The following is a 19,651-nucleotide window of genomic DNA, read 5'->3' on the forward strand; positions in this document are numbered from 1 at the left end:
TAAATATTGTAATACAAATGATTACATGTCAATCTTAGTAGCCATAAAGCTTTCTACGCCAACAATAATATTTCTAAAATATAAAAACTGCAACCCTAAAAAAGTTGCAGTTTTTATATTTAACAGAACTCCTAAGCAAAGGAACAAACTATGGATAATATGTCTATAGTTTTGAATAATGCGTCCATCTCTCAAAGGTTTTATATCAATAATTTTATCATTAGTTAAACATCTGATTTTATTTGATGGTTATCAGATGGTATAAAGTGTTTCATGTCCATTATTGCAATCAATACTGGATTAAAATGAGTTAGTTTTTGTGTTAGTTAAAGGGAGATTTATTAATGATCTCCCTATTTTTTGTACTTATATTTTAAGTAATAATTTGATTTTAATCTAATATAATATATATGAGAAGTGAGTGTTTGAATATTAAAAATTATAATGCTTTGAAGAATAACGTTATTCTGTTTTTTGTGATGCTGCTTTTTTTAGCCCCTAATGGATATTGCCAAAATAAAGAAAATACAAAAAGTGCCAGAGCGGTAATAGAAAGACTAATTGGCAATCGGGCAAAGGATTTTGATTTAAATATTGTGCAAAGCAAAAACCAAAGTCAGGATTCGTTTGAAGTAGAATCAGCAGGTAATAAGATAATAATTAGCGGAACTTCAAATGCATCAATTTGTTATGCAGCTTATACTTTTCTAAAAGATATTGGGGCAGTTTCAATTAGCTGGGAAGGAAACCGGATTGATTTGCCTAAAACATGGCCTAAATATTCCAAAAAACAGGATACTCCTTTTAAATACAGAAAATATTTAAACGCCTGTACATTTGGTTACACTACACCCTGGTGGGATTGGAAACGATGGGAGCAGGAAATTGACTGGATGGCACTGCACGGGATTAATCTGCCTACCGCTTTGGAAGGTCAGGAATCAATCTGGCAGCAATTATGGAAAGAGTATGGATTAAAAGACAAGCAATTGCAGGAACATTTTACAGGACCCGCATTTTTACCCTGGCAGCGAATGGGGAATATAAATACCCTCGACGGACCGCTGCCACAGGAATGGATTAATAAAAAGCAAAACATTCAGAAGAAACTATTGCAAAGAATGAGGGATTTGGATATGCATCCGGTAGTACCTGCTTTTAGTGGTTATGTACCTAAAGCTTTTGCAGAGTCACATCCCAACTCAAAAATCAGTGAATTAAAATCATGGTCAGGTGGAGGTTTTGAAAGCACTTATTTATTAGATCCCAATGATCCCTTGTTTAAAGAAATAGGAAAACGATTTATAGAAATCTACACTCAGGTATATGGACCGTCTGACTTTTATCTGGCCGATTCTTTTAATGAAATAACGCCACCGGTTTCAGAACAAAATAAATACGAAGAACTCGCAGATTATGGAAGTACCATTTTTGAAACTATAAATGAGGCTTCCCCAAAAGCAACCTGGGTAATGCAGGGATGGCTTTTTGGTGATAATAAGGAGTTCTGGACAAAAGAAGCCACGAAAGCTTTTCTGAGTAAAGTACCCAATGACCGAATGATTGTTCAGGATTATGCAAACGACAGATATAAGGTATGGGAAAATCAGGAGGCTTTTTACGGAAAACAATGGAGTTATGGTTATGTACATAATTATGGAGGATCGAATCCTGTTTATGGAGATTTAAATTTTTATAAAAATGAGCTTACAGGCTTATTAGACAATCCTCATAAAGGAAATCTTGTAGGTTATGGCGTAATGCCCGAAGGCCTGAATAATAATTCTATAGTCTACGAATATATTTATGACCTTCCATGGTCACAAGGAAAAGAACCTGTAAATGACTGGCTAAAAAAACATTTAAATGCGAGATATGGAAAAACTTCAGATGCTGTTTTTCAGGGTTGGCAATTGTTAATCGAATCTGTTTACAGTACTAAATATTGGGAAACCCGCTGGTGGAATGACTGGGCAGGTGCTTATTTATTTTTTAAAAGACCTACGCTTAAAATAACCGAATTCAAAGGTAATCCTGGAGATATGGATAAACTAAAACAAGCTCTGGATATTTTAAATAAAGAAAGTAAAAATTACAATAAAAATAAGCTGTATAAATATGATCTTATAGACGCTTCCAGACATTATTACTCACTTTATATCGATAAAATACTCATAGAATGTGTAAAAGCTTATGAATCAAAAGACATTCAAAAAGGAGATGAGTTATTTAAAAAAATAGAAAAAACAGCATTGGATATTGACAGTATGATGTCTGCTCAACCTTTGAACAGCCTGAAAAACTGGGTAAAATCGGCATCAGATTACGGAACAACCCCTGCCGAATCCAGATTATATGTAAAAAACGCCAAAACATTAATAACGCTTTGGGGCGGAGAAGGACACCTGAATGATTACGCTTCAAGAGCATGGAAAGGAATGTACAAAGATTTTTATTGGCCAAGATGGAAAAAGTTTTTGCAGGCCCAAAGAGAATCAGCTGTTAATAAGACAGTATTCGATGAAGAAAAAGTAAGAGCTTCGATAAAAGAATGGGAAACAAAATGGAGCGAAAGCAGTGAAATGTAGTAGGGATTATAATCAAATATTAACAATAAAAAATAAAGCAATGTTAAAAAGCAGTATAGACAAAGCAACAAGTTTTGAAAAGCGATTTGAGAATATTGGTACTGTGGTTTATGAAAATTCAGTGATAGCATCTAAATCAGTAGCCAATGAAATAGCAGGTCTGATTAGAGAAAAGCAGTCTCAAAATCAGTTATGCATATTAGGTCTCGCCACCGGATCCAGTCCAAAGAGTTTGTATGCAGAGCTGGTTCGGCTTCATAAAGAAGAAGGTTTGAGTTTCAAAAATGTAGTTTCATTCAATTTAGATGAATATTATCCTATGGAACCCGATTCGATCAATAGTTATGTGCGTTTTATGAAGGAGCTGCTATTCAATCATATTGATATTTTACCGGAGAACGTTCATATTCCGGATGGCACTTTATCAAAAGAAGCAATTGGGGATTACTGTGCTAATTACGAAACGAAGATCGAAGCACTTGGTGGTATTGATCTGCAGGTTTTGGGAATTGGAGGAAACGGTCACATCGGATTTAATGAGTCAGGTTCACTTCAAAATTCAAAAACACGTTTGGTAGCTTTGGATCATATTACGCGTGTTGCAGCCAGTAACGATTTTTCAGGCCTGAATAACACACCAAGAACTGCCATTACACTGGGAGTTAAAAAAATTATGGAAGCCAAAAGGGTGATACTTCTGGCATGGGGCGAAGGAAAATCAAATATTATTAAAGCATCTGTAGAAGGTACAGTAACTAATCTCGTACCGGCAACTTTTTTACAAGAACACAGTAATACCACATTTGTACTGGATAAAGCCGCAGCTTCAAAGCTGACACGCATTAACACACCATGGCTTGTTGAAAAAGTAAACTGGACAGACAATCTTATACGAAAAGCAGTTTTAGGTTTGGCTTTACATCTAAAAAAACCAATCTTAATGCTTACAGATGCTGATTATATTGAAAACGGAATGAGTGATTTACTGGCAGATTTAGGTCCGGCCTATGATATCAACATTAAAATTTTTAACAAACTGCAAAACACTATTACCGGATGGCCAGGCGGAAAACCAAATGCCGATGACAGTAAAAGACCGGAAAGAGCAGAACCTGCCAAAAAACGTGTCCTTATTTTTAGTCCGCATCCTGATGATGACATTATAAGTATGGGAGGAACTTTCAAGCGCCTGCATGAACAGGGACATGAAGTACATATTGGGTATCAGACTTCAGGGAATATTGCAGTTGCTGATGATGAAGCATTGCGATTTGCCGGTTTTGTTTGTGACTATAATGATAAATTCGGTATTAAAAGTGTTGAGGCCGATGATATTTATAAAGAGTCCTTGAGATTTCTACAAAATAAAAAGAACAGCGAAATTGATATTACCGAAGTTAGAAACATTAAAGGATTAATCCGAAAAGGAGAAGCACAGTCTACTTGTTACTTTGTTGGAATCCCGGATAGTCAGATTCATTTTATGGAACTTCCGTTTTATGAAACCGGAACAATTGAGAAAAAACCGCTTGGAGAAGAAGATATTCAAATTACGATGGATCTGATTGAAAAAATTAAGCCTCATCAGATATATGCTGCTGGAGATTTAGCAGACCCACACGGAACACATAAGGTTTGTCTGGATGCTGTTTTTGAAGCAGTAACACGTTTGAAAACAAAAGATTTTATGAAAGACTGCTGGGTTTGGCTTTACAGAGGTGCATGGCAGGAATGGGGAATTGATGAAATTGAGATGGCTGTACCAATGGGACCGGATCAGGTCATGGAAAAAAGAAAAGGAATTTTTAAACATCAGTCTCAAAAAGACGGAGTCGTTTTTCAGGGTTCAGACAGCAGAGAATTTTGGCAAAGAGCTGAAGACAGAAACAAAGAGACCGCAGATTTGTATCATGAACTTGGATTAGCTCATTATGCAGCAATGGAAGCTTTCGTAAGATGGATGTATTAATAAGATTTTAGTTATATAATTTTATAAAAAAAAGCTTCGTAAGTCCTTATTTTATTGGGTTTAACAAAAAAATCCATGTTTCTGAATAACCTGTCCATTTCTTAACAATTCTTTAATACTAATTTCGACAAAACTATTTAACCAATTAACTAAATACTGAATATGGAAAAACTTAAACTTTTATTGTTAGCCTTTTTTCTAGGTCTTTCAATCAATTCATGGGCACAAAAAACAGAAGTGTCCGGGGTCATTTTAGATGACAAGAATTTGCCGCTTCCCGCAGCTAATATTCTTGAAAAAGGTACTACTCGTAGTGTAGTAACAGATTTTGATGGTAAATTCAAAATATCTGTTTCAAATCCTAATGCAGTATTACTTGTATCCTTTCTTGGATTTGCAGATCAAACTGTTAAATTAGACGGAACAAAAACAAATTTGACAATTAAACTGGCTTCTGCTACTAACGCTTTAGAGCAAGTTGTAGTAGTAGGTTACGGAAAAGGATCCCGTAAAAATTTGACAACATCTGTAACCTCTATTAAGGCTGATGAATTAAACAGAGGAGCAATAAGTGATGTTGGACAATTACTGCAAGGTAAGGTATCAGGTCTTAACATTTCATCAAGTGGAGATCCTACAAGAACAGCTTCTGTTGTTTTGCGTGGTGTTTCAACATTAAACAGTTCTCAGGGACCGTTTTATGTAATCGATGGTGTTCCGGGTGTTGATATTTCTATGATTTCACCAGATGATATCGCAACTATTGATGTATTAAAAGATGCAGCTGCAACTGCAATTTATGGTAACCGTGCTGCCAATGGGGTTATTATGGTTACTACAAAAAAAGGCAGTAAAGACAGAACTCAAATTGCTTATAACGGATATGTTGGCTGGGAAGAAGTTTCGAATCAGCTGGATATGATGGATGCAGCTCAATTGAGAGCATTTACCACAAAAAACAATTTGAACTTTACTCCTGAAAATGATAAAGGTGCTAATACAAACTGGCAGAAAGAAATTTTAAGATCAGGAAAAGCAAAATCAAGCAGTCATAACTTATCGATGAGCGGTGGTGGTAAGAATGGCAGCTATACTGCTAGTATTACTTCACTTAATAAAGAAGGGGTTCTTTTAAAAAGTGATTTTTCACGTGTAATAGCCCGTTTATCTGTTGAGCAATTTGCTTTTGATGATAAAGTTAAATTTGGTTTAAATGTAACCAATTCTAATAGTAAATATACAAATGTACCACAGCGTAATACTGTACTTTTACAGGCAGCAAGTTATCTTCCGGTTTCACCTGTAAGAAATGCTGACGGAAGTTTTTTTGAAAATTTCACAAGTACTGGCTATTTTAATCCTGTTGCTTTAATACAACACGGAACAGACGAAACAAAAACAAATAATCTTGTTGGTAACCTGACTGCAGAGGTAAAACTTCCTTTTGGATTTACCTATAACTTAAACATTGCACACCAAAAGCTGACTTCTTCACATGGAGAGTTTTACGATAGTTATTATTCGAGATATAATAGTGCTAATTTCTACAATAACCCAGATCCACCACAAACTAAATCGTTAATTAATTTTGGTATAAATGGTTCTGCCTTGAGAAATAATTATGAAAACACAAATAACATTATTGAAAGTTTCTTAACATGGGACAAAACTCTTGGAGTTCATAAGATAAAAGCTGTTTTAGGATATTCCTGGCAGGAAAATACATTAGGAGACGGATTTCAGGCAACAGCCACCAATTTTCCTGTAGATAACGTAGGATATAACAACCTTGCACTTAGTAATTATACATCAGTGAATGGGTATGTTGTGAATTTTGGAGATAGCAGAGCCTACCAAAAAACACGTTTAATAGGTGAATTTGCCCGTTTAAATTATAATTATCAGGATAAATACCTATTACAGGGAACAATTAGAAGAGACGGAGGTTCTGTATTTGGAGCAAATAACCGTTGGGGATATTTCCCTTCTGTAGGAGCAGCATGGAGAATTGACAAAGAAAATTTTATGAAAAATCAGCAAATTTTCAGTGACTTAAAATTACGTGGAAGTTATGGAGTTACAGGAAACTCATCAGGATTTAATGCTTACACAGCTCAGTTTATTTCAGGAAGCTTAGGAACTTTTTACTACAATGGACAGCAAATTGGAGCCTATGGACCAAACCAGGCTGCAAATCCGGATTTGAAATGGGAAAAAACTGCAACTAAAAACATTGGAGTTGATTTTGGACTGTTTAATGGAAAAGTTACCGGTTCCGTTGATTTGTACGACAAGAGAACAACAGACATGATTTTTAATTATTCTGTTAGTCCGGTACTTGTACCAGTAGGAACAATTGTGGCAAATGGTGGAACGATGTCTAACAAAGGTATTGAGGTGAGTCTATCGGCAACTCCTGTTAAAACTGCAAACTTTACATGGTCAACGAATTTGAATGTAGCAAGCAATAAAAATGAAATTGTTAAATTAACAAATCCATTCTTTATTGGTGGTGACTCTATCCGCAGAGTACAGCCTGATGGAGGAGGACAAACTGGTAGTACACTACAAATTTTTAAAGAAGGAAAACCTCTTGGGCAATTCTTTACTCTTAAATATGCAGGGAAAAACGCTGCAGGTGTTTCTCAATATGTTGCCAAAGACGGTAGCTTAACCACAACTCCTGCAATTGGTACAGATTACCACTATGCAGGAAGTGCACAGCCAAAAGTTTTATTAGGCTGGGGGAATAATTTCCAGTATAAGAAATTTGATTTGAGTGTTTTCTTCAGAGGAGTTTTTGGAAATAAAATTTTCAATGCTACCAAAGCTGATTTATTCAGACCTAGTACTGCAATGACCACTAACATCTTAACAGATGCGGCAAATGAATCACCAAATGATCTTAATTCTTATAAATATTCATCACGTTTTATAGAAGACGGTAGTTATATCAGATTAGACAATATGACTTTAGGATATAATTTTGGTAAAGTGAGTAAATTTATTCAAAGCGTACGTGTATATCAAACGATCAATAACTTGTTTGTTATTACCAAGTATTCAGGAATTGATCCGGAAGTAGAACAGGGAGGAACAGCTCCTGGTGTAGATTCGAATAATTTCTATCCAAAAACCAGAACATTTATGTTTGGCTTAAATGTGATATTCTAAAATTTAATTCTAAAAATTATGAAAAATATATTAAAATATTTGGGACTTCCGGTACTTATGGTTGGATTATTCTGGTCTTGTGAAGATCTTGATGTGCCCATTACAACACAACTTACCCCGGAGGTTTTCCCTCAGAACTCGACACAATACATACAAACTACAGGGCCGGTTTATTCTGCTTTCCGAGGTGACTTTGCATTCTCCTGGTGGTGGTCACAATCATTGTCTACAGATGAAGCTATTTTGCCTGCAAGAGGAGGAAACTGGTTTGATAACAGAAACTACATTGCTATGCATTTTCATGACTGGACAGCTGACAACGGAATCATAGGAAGTCTTTGGGACTGGTCCTCTAAAGTAATAGGTATCAGTAATCAGACGATTTCAATTCTAAATCAGGCAATGCCGGCAGGTGCAGAAAAAAATACTTTGATTTCTGAAGTAAAAACAATGCGTGCTATTTCCTATTATATGTTAATGGATGGCTACGGAGATGTACCGTTGGATACGCTTTATGGAGATTTTAGCTCTCGTCCTAGATCGAGCAGAACTGAGGTATTTAATTTTATCGAAAAAGAATTAAAAAAAGCAATTCCTAATTTGAATGCGGCCTCAGGAATTACGACTTACGGAAGACCTAACAAACAGACTGCAAATGCATTGCTTGCCAAATTGTATCTGAATGCTCAGGTATATACAGGAACACAACGTTATAATGATTGTGTTGCAGCTTGTGATCAGGTAATTGGTTCAGGATTGTATAACATTGAACCAAGAGCCACTTACCTTCAGATGTTTTATCCAAATAATGGTCCACAAATGAAAGAGTTTATTTTTGCGGTACCTTATGATCCTATTGCTACCACAGTTGGATTTAATGGTCAGATGTATCATGCCCGTTATGATGTACCAAGATCTGAAAGAGCGAAATTTGGTCTTCCTTTCACGCCTAGTGCTCCAAGAAGTACCTTACCTGAATTTTATGCTTATTTTAATGATGCTAATGATATTCGTAACAGACAATGGTTAACAGGTTTACAATACTTGAACGATGGCGTTACTCCGGTAAGAGTTACTACAACCAAAAAAGGGTATGACCAATTCTATACCGGTTCAGATGGTGGTGCAGCTTTCACCTATCAGGTAGACCTTACACCTAATATTGTACCTCGCCAAAACACTACTTTGTTTGATTTAGGAAATGACGAAATTGCATGGAATATGGGATACAGAAATATTAAATTTTATCCTGACAATACTTCCACAAGCCGTAATCAAAATAATGACGTGCCATTTTTACGCTATTCAGATGTATTGTTAATGAAAGCTGAAGCAATTTTACGCGGAGGTAGCGAAACCTTAGGACAAAATGCTTTAGCACTCGTAAATATGGTTCGTTCAAATCGTACCACTTCTGCAGCATTCAGCAGCATAACACTGGAAGAACTTTACAAAGAGAGATGCCGTGAGTTTACATGGGAAGCATGGCATAGAAATGATATGATCCGTTTTGGAAAGTATGAAGGACAATGGGGATACAAAACAAACACTGATACATATCGTCGTGTTTTCCCAATTCCGACAGGAGCAAGAGTTTTAAATCCTGCTTTAACTCAAAATGAAGGATATCCTCAATAGGACACCAAGGAAAAATAATTGCAGTTAGTTTTAATTATAAAAGGGAGAGGAGAATTTTCTTCTCCCTTTTTATTAAGAAGTTTTTAAAAAATTTGTAAAACTTCATTTTACCCTTATGAATTCACGAACTTTTTTTGCCCCCAAGCTGATTACCAAAATCAGAATTCTAATGCAGAACAATTTAGAATATAAGTTGTTATGCAAACCTAATGTTGATTGAATTTTCCTGAGAAATAGATAATACTTTTCTCAGGTAATTCTTCAATACTGTATTTTAAAATCAATCGGTCATAAAAATCATTCAGCATAAAACAAATAGGTTGTTCTGACAATACAAAGACGATAATGAAACTAAATAAAATTTATAAAATTGGACGCATAGGAATAAGTTTAATTCTTATTTTTTTAGTGTCATGCAAAGCTGAAAAAAATACTTCTGCCAATAAAAATAAGGCGGTAGATATGGTTTATCCTTTGTTGGACACTGAAAATTCAAGATGGTTTTTCTTTTCTTCCGCCAGTCGTCCGTTTGGAATGGTAAATTTGAGTCCCGATACGCAAATTAATGGCGATTGGGGAGGTGGATATAAGTACACAACAGATACAATAAAAGGTTTTAGTCATATCCACGAATGGCAATTATCCGGAGTTTCAGTTATGCCGGTTACTATTTCTCCAAAAAATAAAGAAAAGATTTTTACCGATTTTTATTCTAAATTCAGTCATCAAACAGAAAAAATAATTCCCGGATACCATTTGCTGAAATTAGACAGATATCAGATCACTGCAGAATTAACCAGTACAAAAAGAGTTGGTTTTCATAGATATACATTTCCGGATTCAGCTGAAAAAGCAATTCTGTTTAATTTGAATACTATTTTAGGTCCTTGCGAAAATACGAATGGAAAATTGGAAAAAAACAATGATCAGGAACTATCAGGCTCATTAGTTTTAAGCACTAATTTCAGACGTCCAAAACCTTTGACTGTATTTTTTAAAGTTAAATTTAATGAGCCTGTAACCTCAATAGAACAAAATACCACTACAAGGAATTATTTGGTGAATTTTGGAAAATCAGATAAACAAATAATAATGAAAGTCGGCATTTCGTATACTTCAATTGAAAATGCGGCTATCAATATGGAAAAAGAATTACCACATTGGGATTTTGACAAAGTGGTAAGCGATTCAAAAACAGAATGGAATAATTTGTTGGGCAGGATAAAAGTTGAAGGTGGGACACCAACAGATCAAAGAAGATTCTACACCGACCTCTGGCATGCCCTCCAGGGAAGAAAAATGATCAGCGATGCAAACGGTGCTTATCCGGACAACTCAGGAGAAAAATTCAGAATAGGACAATTACCGCTTGATGCAAACGGAAAACCCAAATTCAATCATTACAATTCAGATGCTTTTTGGGGAGCACAATGGACCATTAATACACTCTGGGGACTTGCATATCCTGAAATAATGGAAGAGTTTGTACACTCATTAATGCAATATTATAAAGACAGCGGCATGATTCCTCGTGGTCCTTCGGGAGGTGATGACACATTTGTAATGACAGGTGCATCAGCTACCCCCTTTATTGTAAGTGCTATCCAGAAAGGATTGGTAAAAGAGGATCTGCAAGAAATTTATACCGCACTCAAAAAAAACCATATGCTAAATGGTATTATGGGAAAAGCCGGATATGAACACAATACAGACATTGGCGGCGGTTTAAAATATTATTTAGAAAAAGGCTATGTTCCGTACCCGCTTCCGGATGGAAATTTCGGAAGTCATCAGGACGGAGCCAGTCAGACTCTTGAATATGCTTATCAGGATTGGACTTTGGCACAATTGGCAAAAAAGTTAAACCTTCAGGAAGATTACAATTATTTTATAGGCAGGTCTAAAAACTATCAAAACGTTTTTGATAAAACAACAGGATGGATGCGACCTAAAAACGTCGAAGGAAAATGGCTTGATAATTACGATCCTTATAAATACGAAAACGGTTTTATAGAATCAAACGGTGCTCAGGCGACCTGGTTTGTACCACATGATATAAATGGTTTGGCCGAATTAATGGGCGGAAAAGCTAATGCAGCTTCAAAATTAAACAGCCAGTTTGAGACTGCCAAAAATTTAAAATATACTTCTGGAAATTCTCACGATGCAGAATTACATCCTGAATTTAGTCGAATTCCAATTAATTTCGGAAACCAGCCATCGATGCAGACTTCTAATATTTTTAGTTTATTAGGAAGACCGGATCTGACACAATACTGGACAAGAAATGTTGTAAAAGAAACTTTTAGCGGATTAGCTCCGTCAACAGGTTACAATGGAGATGAAGATCAGGGATTGATGGGAAGTTTAAATGTACTGCTAAAAATTGGTATATTTCAAATGAATGGCGGAACCGAGGAAAATCCCGTTTACCAGATCGGAAGCCCAATTTTCAATAAAATAGAAATTGAGCTAAATCCAAAATATTATACAGGTAAAAAGTTTATAATCAATGCTAATAACAACAGCCCGGAAAACATTTACATAAAGGAAATAAAATACAATAATGCTCCTGTAAACGATTATAGTATTTCTCAAGAGAAAATTACAGGTGGGGGAGAGTTAATTTTAGAAATGTCGAGTACATCCAAGTAGTAATATTAAATTTAATCTGATGGTCATTCTGAGTTAGTCGAAGATTTTTTACCACGAAAAAACTTCGACTCTCAGGCTGACATACTACTATCATTCTCAGTTTATCATCAAATGATTTTGAGTCCGGTTTACAGGAAAGTAAACCTCCAAAAATGCAAAAAAAAGTGCTAAAGAAATAAAATAAACAATGAAAATATATCGCAAAATTATACTTTTAGGGATATCATTATGCTGCACAATTACCATAAATGCCCAACAAAAAGTTCACACTTATGTAGATCCAATGATCGGCTCTGAAGGAGATGGGCGGGTTTTTATTGGTCCCTCATGTCCTTACGGAATGGTGAAACCAAGTCCGGATTGTACGGTAAGCCCTAATAGTGGCTGGCTGCCATTGCCTAAAGAGGTTACAGGTTTTAGTCAGGTTCATGTGAGCGGAACCGGTGGAGGGCCTAAATACGGAAACATACAAATTATGCCTTTTTCCGGATCTTTAGACAAATTAGACCAAACTTCACACAGAGCAGAAGAAAACGTAAAGCTGGGGTATTATGAAACCGTTTTCAAAGAAAATCAAATAAAAACAGAAATAACAACAGCCGAAAAAGTTTCTTTCTATCGCATAACCTATCCAAAAAATGCATCAAAAGAATTAAAAATTGATCCCGGATTTTTTCTAGGAGAAAATCCGGAACCCAATGCAAGAGAGGCACAGCAATTTGTAGGTTCCCAGATTGAAATTGTTTCAGATACTGAAGTTCGTGGGTACAGCAGAATCAGAGGTGGCTGGAATAACGGACGTGCTTATGCCGTTTACTTTTGGGCAACATTTGACCAGCCCATTGCAAAATATGTTACATGGAAAGACGGAAAATTTTACAGCAGCCAATCTGCTCAGTTTGATTCAGGTAAAAAGACTGCGGCTTTGCTTTCTTTTGGTGCAACAGGAAAACAGGAAGTCAATATTAAAATTGGAATCTCGTTTTTAAGTGAATTAAAAGCAAAAAATAATATCGAAGTCGAAATTCCGCATTGGAATTTTAATACCGTTTTAGCTGATCTGGAAGGCAAATGGGAGCAATTACTCGGTCGTATTAATCTTTCTGACGATACTTCTGAAAAATATAAAAAAATGTTTTACACAGGTTTGTATCACACGATGATAATGCCTGTTAACAGAACAGGAGAAAATCCGTTATGGACAAATGATGAACCTTATTATGATGATTTTTACTGTATTTGGGATACTTTCAGAAGTTCGAGTCCTTTAATTACGCTAATTGACCCAAAACGTCAGGTAGAAATTGTTAATGGGATGCTGAATATTTACAAACGCGAAGGCTATTTATCCGAAGGAAGAAGCGGTAATGACAATGGCCGTACCCAAGGCGGTTCAAATGCTGAAACTGTACTTGCTGATGCTTTCGTAAAAAGTTTAAAAGGAATAGATTATGAATTAGCATTAAAAGCGATGCTTAAGGATGCAACAATACCGCCCGGTGGAAATGAAGAACGAGAAGGAAGGGGCGGTTTATTAGATTATTTACGTTTGGGCTATGTGCCGTTTGGTACAGATCGTGCCGGAAACCGTACGATGGATTATGCCTACAACGATTATAATATAGCTATTGTTGCCAAAGGTTTGAATCATACCGAAATTTATAATCAGTATATCAAGCAGGCTGATAACTGGCAAAAGTTATGGCGTCCGGATTATGAAAATAATGGAGCCAAAGGTTTCATTATGCCAAAAGACGCTTCCGGAAACTGGCTGGATGATGTTGTTTTTGGGGAATCAAAAATTCAGAAACCAACCTATAAATATACACCAACCATTACAGAATCTCCTTGGTATGTTTGCCATTGGTGCGTATTTTTTTACGAAGGAACTTCATGGGAATATTCGTTAAGTGTACCGCATGACCTTCCTGAAGTGATTCGCAGATCGGGTGGTGATATGGCTTTCAAAAACAGACTGGATACTTTTTTTGATACTAAATTGTACGATGTTTCAAACGAACCTTCCTTTTTGGCACCAACAATGTACCACTGGATCGGGAAACCGTATTTGAGCAGTGACCGCATCAGAACGATTATAAAAGATAATTTCAATACATCACATGAAGGTTTGCCCGGTAATGACGATTCTGGAGCGATGTCTTCCTGGCTTGCTTTTCATATGATGGGATTGTATCCAAATGCCGGTCAGCCGTATTATTTATTAAATACACCATTAATTAAAGAAATCACTTTGCAGTTGGAGGAAGGCAAAACTTTTAAGATTACAACCAAAAAGCTGAGCGAAAAAAATAAATATATTAAAACTGCTTTATTAAACGGACAGCCCTACAATAAAGCCTGGATTTTGCACGATGATATTGTTAAGGGAGGAGAATTGGTCCTTGAAATGGATTCGAAACCTTCTGCCTGGGGAACTACAATTTTACCACCAACAAAATAAATTACCAATGAAAAATACAATCTTAACTGTTCTCTTTTGTGGAATATTTCAAATGGTAACCGCACAAAATTATATTCCAACAATTAAAAACAATACAGAATTACATTATATCTGTAAGCTGCACGGTCAAACCAGAACTCTAAAACTGACGTCTAAAACAGATAATAATAAACTGGTTTTAGATCTGGACACAAGAGGTGTAAAAAGCAGTATTATTACCTTGCCGGAAGCATTAAAAAACGGTACTGAATTGAGCTATAACCAGGGAGAATTTGAACCCGTTTTGAACTTAAAACCAACAGAGACTTTCTTTATGATTTCGCAGTCGGCTTATAAGGAATTATTAAAAAATAATAAATTCATTTACAACAATACCACTTATGTTTTAGATCAGAATTCAGAAAACAGCAATGTGTTGATTGAAGGAAAAACGGTTGATACCTTACATGTAATTGCACAAATTGATGAAACCGAAATGTGGATCGTAAAAAATCCGGAGTTTCCTTTAATCTGTAAAATAACCAAAAATCCATTGGGTATCAATTGGACATTAGTAAAAGTCGTAGACAAGTAGTTTGATTATAATTTCAGAAGTAACTAAGTTGAATGATAAAAAAACAACAGCATGAAAAATCAAATGAGTCGTGGAGAGTTTATTAGATTATCAGGCCTCACATTAGCAGGAGCTCTGGTTACTGATATCGTTTTTGCAAATGATATGTTATCTGATAACAGCAAAGTTAAAGAAGATACAGAGTTAATGAAAAAGCTCATTTTGAACAATGACGCAAAAGTTAAATCTATATTGAATAAACCACCGTTTGATTCTGCTATCAAACTCAGCAGTTTTCGTGGTGTTGCAAGTTCAATAACCATTATGACTGCTTCAATGTCTAATTCAGATTCAGAATATTATAAATCAAAAATACTGGCTGAAAAACTGAATGAGGCAATAGACTTTTTGTTAAAGGAGCAATACAGCGACGGTACCTTAGACGCAGGGGGAAACAGGCAATCTCCACCGGATACGGCCTTTATTCTGGAATATATTTGTCCGGCAGCAGCAATATTAAAAAATAATAAACAAGCTGATTTAGTTCAATTAAAGGATAAATTGAAAAAATTTATTCTAAATGCAGGCGAAGCGATGGTTACGGGAGGTGTTCATACGCCAAACCACAGATGGGTTATTTGCGCAGCTTTGGCCAGTATAAATTCATTGTATCCAGACACAAAATATGTGAAAAGAATTGATGAATGGCTGGCAGAAGGAATTTATATGAATGAAGACGGACATTATGCTGAACGAAGCGGGATTTATTCTGCCGTTATTGATAAGGCATTAATTACGATGTCCCGATTGTTAAACAGACCTCAGTTACTGGAAATAGTAAATAAAAACCTGACAACCTATTTTTATTATACAGAACCAAACGGTGATTTGGTTACGGTTGATTCAAAAAGACAAGATCAGTTTATGGATTTAAAGGTGACGAACTTTTATCTCCAGTATCGTTATATGGCAATCCGCACAAAAAATCCAATGTTTGCGCACATGGCAAATCTGATTGAAAATCTTCCAGCTTTTGCCACAGATATTTTATCAGGTTCGCTTGCTTTTTTTATGGAAAATGAAGAACTCAGAAAAAAAATTACTGTTGACACCGCGGTTGAAAATGATTTCGAAAAGTTTTTTGCCATTTCAAATCTGGCTAGAATCAGACGCGGCAAAACATCTGTAACCTTATTTGGCGGAAATGACAAACCGGTAATGATTGTTTCAGGGAGATCATCAAATCCAAATTTTTTAATGTATCGAAAAGGGGAGGCTATACTTAAATACATGCGTCTTTCTACCTCATTTTTCAGAATGGGCTATTTCAGCAGTGATGGAATTGTAAGAGAAGGAAATAAATACATTCTGAACGAAACTAAAGAAGCCGATTATTATCAGCCTCTTGCAGAAGAATTTCGAAAAGCAGATGGCGATTACAAATTGTCAGAGTCACCTGATGGGCGTTTTTGGAATAAAATGGATTTTGATTCCCGAGTAAAAAGCAACGTAAAAACGCAGACCACAGTAATTGAAATCACAGAAGACAACGGAACATTAAGTCTTGATTTTAAAGTAGACGGCCCTCCAAATGTAGAAGTAACCATAGAAATGTGTTTTAAAGAAGGAAGCAATATAACCGGAGCAACATTGGATGAAAAAAAGAATTATTTTTTGAAATCCGGACAGGGAGAACTCTCCATAGGATCAGACAGCATACAATTTGGTCCCGGAAAATGCGAACATTTAAACATAGAAAATCTAGATAGTGAGGAGTATACGTATCATCAGGGAAGTTTGCGAACAAACGGTGAACATGTTTACATTACAGGATTTACGCCATTTCATCATAAAATGGTAATTTCTTAAATATTCAATTTGTTTGATTTAATTGAAAGCAAATGTCATCCTAAGCGGAGTCGAAGGCTTATGAAATTTAGTGGATTCAACTGATTTTATTTTAAGCAAAGCCAATGGACTCAGTCTGACATTCATTTTTAATTCCACTAAACGAGTTAATATTATAAAAAATGTTGCTGTATTATTAAAAGGTTGTTTTATTTTTACGGAAATTAAATTAATCTTATAAATAATTGAAATTATGAAATTATCATTTTTAGCTGCTTTGCTGTTTTGCTGTATTGGTTTTGCACAAAATAATACAGACACCAGTTTGTATATGAAGTCTGATAAAATAACGTATTTAACAGATATAGGTTCAGAATCAGGAGATTTGTACAAAACAATCGGGCATCACGGACCGGCAATTGAAAACGAATGGATGGCATTGAGAATCTATTTTAGCGATAAAGTAGCTATTGATGTGTACAATAAAGCAAAAGCAGGTTTGGAGCTGAAAAAAGCACAATGGTACCCAACTCCGGAACAGCAAAAAGAAGGATGGGGAGCTGATTATTATAAAGTAGCAGCAACCAGTGGTTTAGGCGGTGTAAAGCTTTGGGATGGTGAAAAAGTGGTGCCTTTGAATCCTGTTACGAACCGTTTAGCTCGTGTTGGAAAAACAGATACGACTTCATGGATGGAAATGATTTCAAGAGGAGTGCCATACAAAGGAAAAAAAGTAGATATTTTAGTTCGTGTAACTGTATTTTCAGGAAAAAGAGAGGCAAAAGTGGAAGCTTTTAGCTTAAATGGAGAAAAAGTACAATTTGTTACCGGAGTAAATTATTTTAAAGATTTTCAAACTAAAAAAGGAACTAATTACATCGCCGTATGGGGAAAACATCCTGAAGACGTAGCTGCAGAAATTGTTGAAGTTGGTGCTGCTATCATGTACAATCCTAAAGATTATGTAAAAACGAATGATGATGGAACACAATATTTGTTAATTTCTAAACCAGCAAAATACTTAGAAACAAAAATTATATCCTCTTGCGCAAGAGAGACAGAACTTAACACTTTAGATAAATTAGAAGCTTACATTAAACAGTAAGATTTTTTATAATTTGTTGCTGGCAGTTTTAGTTTAATTTTTTTTGTTTGGCGGTATTAAGTACTAAAAGAATAAAAATGTCAAAAATTAAACTAAAACTGTTTTTTATTTCCCTAATAATCCATCTTTTCGCATTTGGTTTTGAGTCGAACGCACAAAAATCTCAAAAGGATTTTCGGATTACCAATTATGGTTCAAAAGCAGACGGAAAAACGATTAATACCATTGCAATCCAAAAAGCAATCGATGCCGCTTTTAAAAATAAAGGAGGCCGTGTAGTTTTTCCCAAAGGGACCTTTTTATCAGGAAGTATTATTCTAAAAAGCAATGTAACCTTGTATTTTGAAGAAGGATCGGTATTGCTTGGAAGTACAAATCCAAAAGATTATCCCAATATGACTTTTGAAGGAAGACCTGATTCTCCTAAAAAAGACGACAACTCCCAAATGGCTTTGATTATTGCCCATAAAGCTAAAAACATTTCACTTAAAGGAAAAGGAACAATTGATGGTCAGGGTTTACAATTGGCTTTGAATATTGACAGTCTTCATCACGCCGGTATTGCTGTAGATCCAAAATACAGTCTTCGCAGAAACAGACCAAGCGAAACCATGCGCCCAAAACTATTTCGTTTTTCACAATGTGAATCTATTGTAATCGAAGGACTCAAAGCAGGTGAAGCTTCCTGTTGGGGACTATCATTTGAATTATGTCACAATCTTGTTTTGGATAATCTCAAAATTGTAAATCGTTCGTACTGGAACAATGACGGAATCGATATCACGGATTGTAAAAATGTAAAAGTAACCAACTGCGATATTAACGCTGCCGATGATGGAATTTGTTTAAAATCCTATTATCCGGGATTTTATAATGATTCAGTCTATATTGCCAATTGTACCATTAGATCCAGCGCCAGTGCTATAAAATTTGGTACTGCTTCTTTTGGGGGATTCAAAAACGTTACCATTAGAGATATTAAGGTTTATGATACGTTTCGTTCTGCCATTGCAATAGAATCTGTTGATGGCGCTTTTATAGAAAACATTGAAGTTTCAAACATAAATGCCATTAATACAGGCAATGCTATTTTTATATGTTTAGGAAATCGAACCGGCGATAAACCCGGAACTATAAAGAATGTTAGTATAAAAAACATAAAAGTACAAATACCTTTTGATCGTCCGGACATTAATTATGACCTGAGAGGCCCTGAAGTTGATTTCTTTCACAATCCTTTTCCATCATCAATTGTGGGTTTGAAAGGGCATAATATTGAAAATGTGGTTTTGGAAAACATCGAAATCAAGTATCCCGGAAGATCCTCAAAAGGAATGGCCTATATTCCGCTAAACCGTTTGAATCAGATTCCTGAAGCTGCTCAGGATTACCCTGAATTTTCTATGTTTGGTGAACTGCCTGCTTATGGATTGTATGTAAGGCATACTAACGGAATAAGTATGAAAAATATCAAACTTACATTAGATGATTCTGATTTCAGACCGGCGTTTGTATTTGATGATGTCCAAAATGTAAAGATGCAGGAAATAAATCTTCCTGAAGCAAAACATAAACAGATTGTTTTCAAAAATGTCATTTCATCATACTTAGAAAATCAGTTATTAGAACAAACAATAGAAATTAAGAACTAAGTATTTTT

10 protein-coding genes are annotated in these 19,651 nt (G+C 35.5%); all 10 read left to right on the forward strand.

Annotated features, from left to right (window positions below; all coding sequences use genetic code 11):
* Positions 1 to 449 precede the first annotated feature (449 nt).
* The 10 genes from JE46_RS02040 (at position 450) to JE46_RS02085 (ending at position 19,643) form a co-directional block, all read left to right on the forward strand.
* Positions 450 to 2,588, forward strand: a complete 2,139-nt coding sequence (locus tag JE46_RS02040) for an alpha-N-acetylglucosaminidase (protein ID WP_236010767.1) — start codon at positions 450 to 452, stop codon at positions 2,586 to 2,588.
* Positions 2,589 to 2,628: 40 nt separating this feature from the next.
* Positions 2,629 to 4,557, forward strand: coding sequence for a glucosamine-6-phosphate deaminase (gene nagB, locus JE46_RS02045; RefSeq protein ID WP_031453594.1), 1,929 nt, complete (start codon positions 2,629 to 2,631; stop codon positions 4,555 to 4,557).
* 162 nt (positions 4,558 to 4,719) lie between these two features.
* A complete protein-coding gene (locus JE46_RS02050; RefSeq protein ID WP_031453595.1) occupies positions 4,720 to 7,731 on the forward strand; it encodes a SusC/RagA family TonB-linked outer membrane protein in 3,012 nt (1,003 codons plus the stop codon).
* An 18-nt stretch (positions 7,732 to 7,749) separates the two neighbouring features.
* Positions 7,750 to 9,369 (forward strand): RagB/SusD family nutrient uptake outer membrane protein, encoded by a 1,620-nt coding sequence (locus JE46_RS02055; protein ID WP_031453596.1) that lies wholly within the window; start codon positions 7,750 to 7,752, stop codon positions 9,367 to 9,369.
* Positions 9,370 to 9,714: 345 nt separating this feature from the next.
* Positions 9,715 to 12,024, forward strand: coding sequence for a GH92 family glycosyl hydrolase (locus tag JE46_RS02060; RefSeq protein WP_031453597.1), 2,310 nt, complete (start codon positions 9,715 to 9,717; stop codon positions 12,022 to 12,024).
* 187 nt (positions 12,025 to 12,211) lie between these two features.
* Entirely contained in the window at positions 12,212 to 14,485 is a 2,274-nt protein-coding gene (locus JE46_RS02065) for a GH92 family glycosyl hydrolase (RefSeq protein ID WP_031453598.1), read from the forward strand.
* Between the two features lie 7 nt (positions 14,486 to 14,492).
* On the forward strand, positions 14,493 to 15,059 hold the full coding sequence (locus JE46_RS02070) for a hypothetical protein (protein ID WP_031453599.1): 567 nt from the start codon (positions 14,493 to 14,495) through the stop codon (positions 15,057 to 15,059).
* Between the two features lie 51 nt (positions 15,060 to 15,110).
* Complete coding sequence (locus tag JE46_RS02075) at positions 15,111 to 16,907, forward strand: hypothetical protein (RefSeq protein ID WP_031453600.1); 1,797 nt, start codon at positions 15,111 to 15,113, stop codon at positions 16,905 to 16,907.
* Positions 16,908 to 17,139: 232 nt separating this feature from the next.
* Complete coding sequence (locus tag JE46_RS02080) at positions 17,140 to 17,991, forward strand: DUF4861 family protein (protein WP_031453601.1); 852 nt, start codon at positions 17,140 to 17,142, stop codon at positions 17,989 to 17,991.
* A gap of 77 nt (positions 17,992 to 18,068) precedes the next feature.
* Positions 18,069 to 19,643 carry a glycoside hydrolase family 28 protein gene (locus tag JE46_RS02085; protein ID WP_031453602.1) on the forward strand — a complete coding sequence of 525 codons (1,575 nt, stop codon included), beginning with the start codon at positions 18,069 to 18,071 and terminating at the stop codon, positions 19,641 to 19,643.
* Positions 19,644 to 19,651: the final 8 nt, after the last annotated feature.

This window comes from Flavobacterium chungangense LMG 26729, from assembly GCF_000735715.2.
In the GTDB taxonomy this organism is placed as follows: Bacteria; Bacteroidota; Bacteroidia; order Flavobacteriales; family Flavobacteriaceae; genus Flavobacterium; species Flavobacterium chungangense.